The following is a 4,413-nucleotide window of genomic DNA, read 5'->3' as shown; positions in this document are numbered from 1 at the left end:
CGGGGGCGGACGGCTGCGGCTGTCCGGCCGGCGCCGCGCCGTAGGCGAGCGGCCGGTCGGCCGGCTCGTGCTGCTGGTGGGGCAGGGCGGCGGCCTCCGGCTCGGCGGCGGCCTCGGCCTCGGCCTCGGCCGGCAGCGTCCGCAGCGGCGCCCAGGCGACCAGCAGACCGCCGGCGATCAGACCCGGCGTCACCCCGAGGCCGAAGCCGCCGAGGTTGGAGACCGGGATCGAGATCAGGGCGAGCAGCGTGGTGGCCACACCGCAGAACACCCGCACCACCGGCTGGAACCAGGACGTCAGGCCGAGCGCGATCAGCAGGATGCCGATGATCAGCGAACCGGCACCCGCCGTGGTCGCCATCGCCATCGTCAGGCCGCCGATGGACAGCTTGGCGTAAGGGAAGTAGAGGATCGGGACGCCGGCCAGCATTGCCAGCAGGCCGCCCCAGAAAGGCCGGGTACGGCGCCAGGCACGGAATCCCATCCGTACCCTCCGGTGGCCCGGCGTGGACTCGGGCCAGGCTTCGGCGGTTGCGCTGGACATGGTGCAGCTCCTCGACGTCTACGAGGTTGGGACTTGACGACACGGTCGGGGTGGCGGTGAACGCCCACCCCGACCGCAGGGCCCGTCAGGACGGTGCGCCGGGCCGGCGCACCGTCAGGAGGGGCTTAGTAGCACTCGACGCCGGCGCCGGAGCCCTTGTTGATGTTGAGCTTCAGGCCGTTGAGCGTGAACGTGCCCGCCGAGGTCGCCCAGGCGGTCTGCTGCACGCCGCTCAGGTGCGCCCGGTCCGCGGCCTGGGCGAAGCCCTGGGCGCCGGTCGGCAGCTTGCCGCCCGAGGCCTTCAGCTTGCCGAGCGCGGTGCCGTCACCGGACGGGAGGGTGGACGCGTCCTGGCCGATGTTGATGTTGGTGAACTCGGCGTCCGCGTTGAGCTGGTTCAGGTCGATCAGCAGCTGCTTGGCGTCGACCGCCTTGTCGCCGTTGCCGGCGTTCAGCACCAGGGTCCACTTGCCGAGCGGGCCGAGGTCGGTGACGACCGACTGGCACAGGCCCTTGATGGTGGCGTGGTCGAACGACGAGATGGCGACCGGGTGCGGCGTGCCGTTGGCCTCGAAGTCGACACCGCCGAACTGCGAGAAGCCGGTGCCGTCCAGGTCGGCGGCGGTGACCTTGAAGCTCTGGCCCGACACGCTGAACGAGGCAGCCAGGGCGCTGTTGGCCAGGCTGACACCGATGGCGGCGGTCGCGGCGATGCTGGGGACCATCACGACGGCGAAGCGACGCCAGCGCGTCTTGCCGAAAGTCTGGGACATGCAGTCCTCCTTCTAGGACGTACATCTCCGGCCTGGATCCGGTGCGTCCCGCACTGGCCCGGCCCGGGATGGGAGAGAGCTACGTCCTCGGTAACGGAGAGCGCCCGACCGCCCTGGGGGACGGTCTCGGCGATCACCCCCGAGCGACAACCGACGGCCGCACGGGCTGCGCGACCGACATGAGGCCAGGAGCCGCGGTGTGGGATCTGCGGCTACCCCCCTGTCCTCCAGACACCGGCCGGGGCCGGCGGCTGCCCGGTGGGGATCCCTCGGATGAGGGACCGGGCGTCGCCGATGCTGCTTGAATCCCGGGCGAAGCACAAGGGGTGCGTTACTGACGGGTAATCCAACAACAGGTGCCGATGATCATGGAATCGAAGGCGCGACTACCCAGAGTGACATTCTGGAGAATTTGTGGCGCAGAAATCCGCACGAAACAGGAATGAAACACCCCTCCCCGGTCACCTGTGGTCACCGGGGAGGGGTTCTGTCAAGATTTGATAAAGCTCTGCGGGTGCGGCGGGAATGTCGCCAAATCACCGGCGACACCGCAGGTCATCCGCCGTGCCACCGGAGCCGTCGTCAGAACAGCACGCGGGCCAGTGCGGTACGCGCCGCGGCCACCCTCGGGTCCTCCGCGCCGATCACCTCGAACAGCTCCAGCAGCCGCAGCCGGACGGTGTCCCGGTCCTCGCCGAAGGTCCGCGCCACGGTCGACACCAGCCGCCCGAACGCGTCCTCGACATGACCGCCCACCAGGTCCAGGTCGGCCGCCTCCAGCTGCGCGGCGACGTCCTTCGGATCGGCCGCGGCCGCCGCCCGGACCGCCTGCGGGTCCATGGTCTCCACCCGGCGCAGCAGCTGCGCCTGGGCCAGACCCAGCTTGGCCTCGACATGGCCGGGCCGGTCGGCGAGCACGTTCTGGTACGCCTGGATGGCGCCGCCCAGGTCACCGCGGTCCAGCGCGTCGTGCGCCGCCTCCAGCGCCGGATCGGCCGGCACCCGCGGTGCGGCCGCGCCTTCGGCTGCCTCGGACCCGCCGTCCGGGCCCGGCCCGCCGGCCTGGCCGCCGACGATGCCGAAGCGCTGCTCGGCGACGGCGATCAGCTGGTCGATGATCTTCCGGACGTTGGCCTCGTTCTCGGCGCCCTGGAACAGCGGGACGAGCTGGCCGGCCACCACCGCCATCACGGCGGGGATGCCCTGGATGCCGAACTGCTGGGCGATCAGCTGGTTGGCATCCACGTCGATCTTGGCGAGCACGATCCGGCCGGCGTACTCCTCGGCCAGTCGCTCCAGGATCGGACTCAGCTGCTTGCACGGGCCGCACCACTCGGCCCAGAAGTCGATCACCACCGGTACTTCGGCCGACCGCTGGACGACCTCCGTCTCGAAGGTCTCCTCGGTGACATCGATGACCAGCGGGAACGCCGGCGCGACGGGGTCGACCCCGGAGGCGGCGGCCTGACGGGCCCGCTCGGCCCTGGCCTGCTCGGCCTTCTGAGCTGCCTCGCCGGCGGCCTTGACGGCGGCGAGGTCGACCGCGCCGCGCAGGGCGGAGCTGTTGAGACGCGAATTCCGTGACTGCATGGCACCATCCTCCCCCGTCGACGCGGATGACGGGCGCCAACCGCCCGGAAAGAACGTGCCGAACCGTCCCCGCCCCTGCCGCCCGCCGCGCTGCGGGCTCCTGCTCATCCCGTGTAGCCGTGCGTACCGGTGCGGATCCCCACCCGCACCCGCGCCCGCCCGATCCCGTGGGCCGGGGCGCGTGGTTGTCGCTCTTTCGCTACGAGTCGTAGCGTATCTGCAACCCGGGCCGGTCCCGCAAGTCCCCCTCGGCCCGTACCGACGTGAGCTGCCCCACTTTCCCGGCCCACCCCGCTGCGGGCCCCCGCGGACGGTCGCTACGGTGGCAGTCCCGAAAAGTTACTTATCGGTAGAACGCGCTCGGTAGACCGCACGACGCAAGGAGGCTCGGTGGCCCCCACCACCCCGCAGCCCACCACCCCGCAGCAGGCCGCCACGGCTCCCGCCTCCCCCACGGACGAGGCGGCCGTCGACGTGCCCAGCCGCGGCAAGGGACGGCCGCGCAGCGCCACCGCCGACCGGGCCATCCTCGACGCCACCCGGGCCGCCCTCGCCGAGATCGGCTGGGGCGGGCTCACCATGGGGCACGTCGCCACCCGCGCGGGCGTCGCCAAGACCACCCTCTACCGGCGCTGGCCCTCCAAGAACGAGCTGGTGGTGGACGCCGTCGCGAGCCTCTTCGACGAACTGGAGATCGCCGACCTCGGCAGCCTGCAGGCCGACATCGAAGCCGTGGTCGCGCAGTTCGCGGACCTGCTCGCCCGGCCGGAGACACAGGCCGCGCTGCTCGCGCTGTTCGCCGAGGGCAGCCGGGACCCGCAGCTGCGGCGGCGGATCCGGGAACGGATCGTCGACCCGCAGAAGCACCTGGTGCAGCTCGGGCGGGCCAACGCTCAGGCCCGCGGCGAACTCGGCCCCGACCGGGACGAGGACACCGCCTGCGAGGAGATCGACATCATCTTCGACACCATCGCGGGGACGGTGGAGCACCGGATGCTGGTCAGCGGCGAGCCGATCAGCCCCGCCTGGATCCGCCGCTTCACCACCCTCCTCCTCAGCCCCCTCCCCGGCCTCACCGCAGCCCTCGCCGAGACCCCCCACCCCTGACACACCGGGGCACGGGCATCCTTCAGGGACGCGAGGAACTGCGCGCAGCGGGAGGGCACGGACCCCACAGCCCGGAACGGCCCCGCATGGAACCGTCCGAAGCCGTCTACAGCCTGGTCTCCTCCCGCCCTCACGCAGCCCCGCGCCCCTGAGGAACACCCCGTCGCCCCTGAAAGACGCGGCGTACAGCCGGGGGCGCGAGGAACTGCGCGCGGTGGGAGGGCACGGACCCCACAGCCCGGAACGGCCCCGCATGGAACCGTCCGAAGCCGTCTACAGCCCGGTCTCCTCCCGCCCTCGCGCAGTTCCCCGCGCCCCTGAAGAACACCCCAGCGCCCTTGAGAACGCGGCGTACGGCGGGGACGCGAGGAACTGCGCGCGGTGGGAGGGTACGGGCCT

At 71.9% G+C, this 4,413-nt stretch carries 4 protein-coding genes; 1 reads left to right on the top strand and 3 read right to left on the bottom strand.

What is annotated here, in order from left to right:
- From AA75_RS33460 to trxA, 3 genes are all read right to left on the bottom strand, one after another.
- Positions 1-544 (bottom strand): DUF6114 domain-containing protein (locus AA75_RS33460; protein WP_033824117.1); only part of this gene is annotated, 544 nt, incomplete at its 3' end.
- Between the two features lie 125 nt (positions 545-669).
- Positions 670-1,317 carry a DUF6230 family protein gene (locus AA75_RS33455; protein WP_033824106.1) on the bottom strand — a complete coding sequence of 216 codons (648 nt, stop codon included), beginning with the start codon at positions 1,315-1,317 and terminating at the stop codon, positions 670-672.
- Positions 1,318-1,899: 582 nt separating this feature from the next.
- The gene (trxA, locus tag AA75_RS33450; protein WP_033824105.1) at positions 1,900-2,907 is read right to left on the bottom strand and encodes a thioredoxin; all 1,008 of its coding nucleotides are present in this window, start codon (positions 2,905-2,907) and stop codon (positions 1,900-1,902) included.
- 474 nt (positions 2,908-3,381) lie between these two features.
- Here trxA and AA75_RS33445 point away from each other — a divergent pair, with 474 nt between their 5' ends.
- Positions 3,382-4,014 carry a TetR/AcrR family transcriptional regulator gene (locus AA75_RS33445; protein ID WP_033824116.1) on the top strand — a complete coding sequence of 211 codons (633 nt, stop codon included), beginning with the start codon at positions 3,382-3,384 and terminating at the stop codon, positions 4,012-4,014.
- Positions 4,015-4,413: the final 399 nt, after the last annotated feature.

The sequence above is a fragment of the Kitasatospora sp. MBT63 genome, from assembly GCF_000710465.2.
Classification (GTDB): Bacteria; Actinomycetota; Actinomycetes; order Streptomycetales; family Streptomycetaceae; genus Kitasatospora.
This window is presented reverse-complemented; position numbering and strand designations above follow the sequence as displayed.

Coding starts and splice junctions, on each gene's coding strand:
- AA75_RS33455 (WP_033824106.1), bottom strand. CDS start 1,317: ATGTCCCAGACTTTCGGCAAGACGCGCTGGCGTCGCTTCGCCGTCGTG.
- trxA (WP_033824105.1), bottom strand. CDS start 2,907: ATGCAGTCACGGAATTCGCGTCTCAACAGCTCCGCCCTGCGCGGCGCG.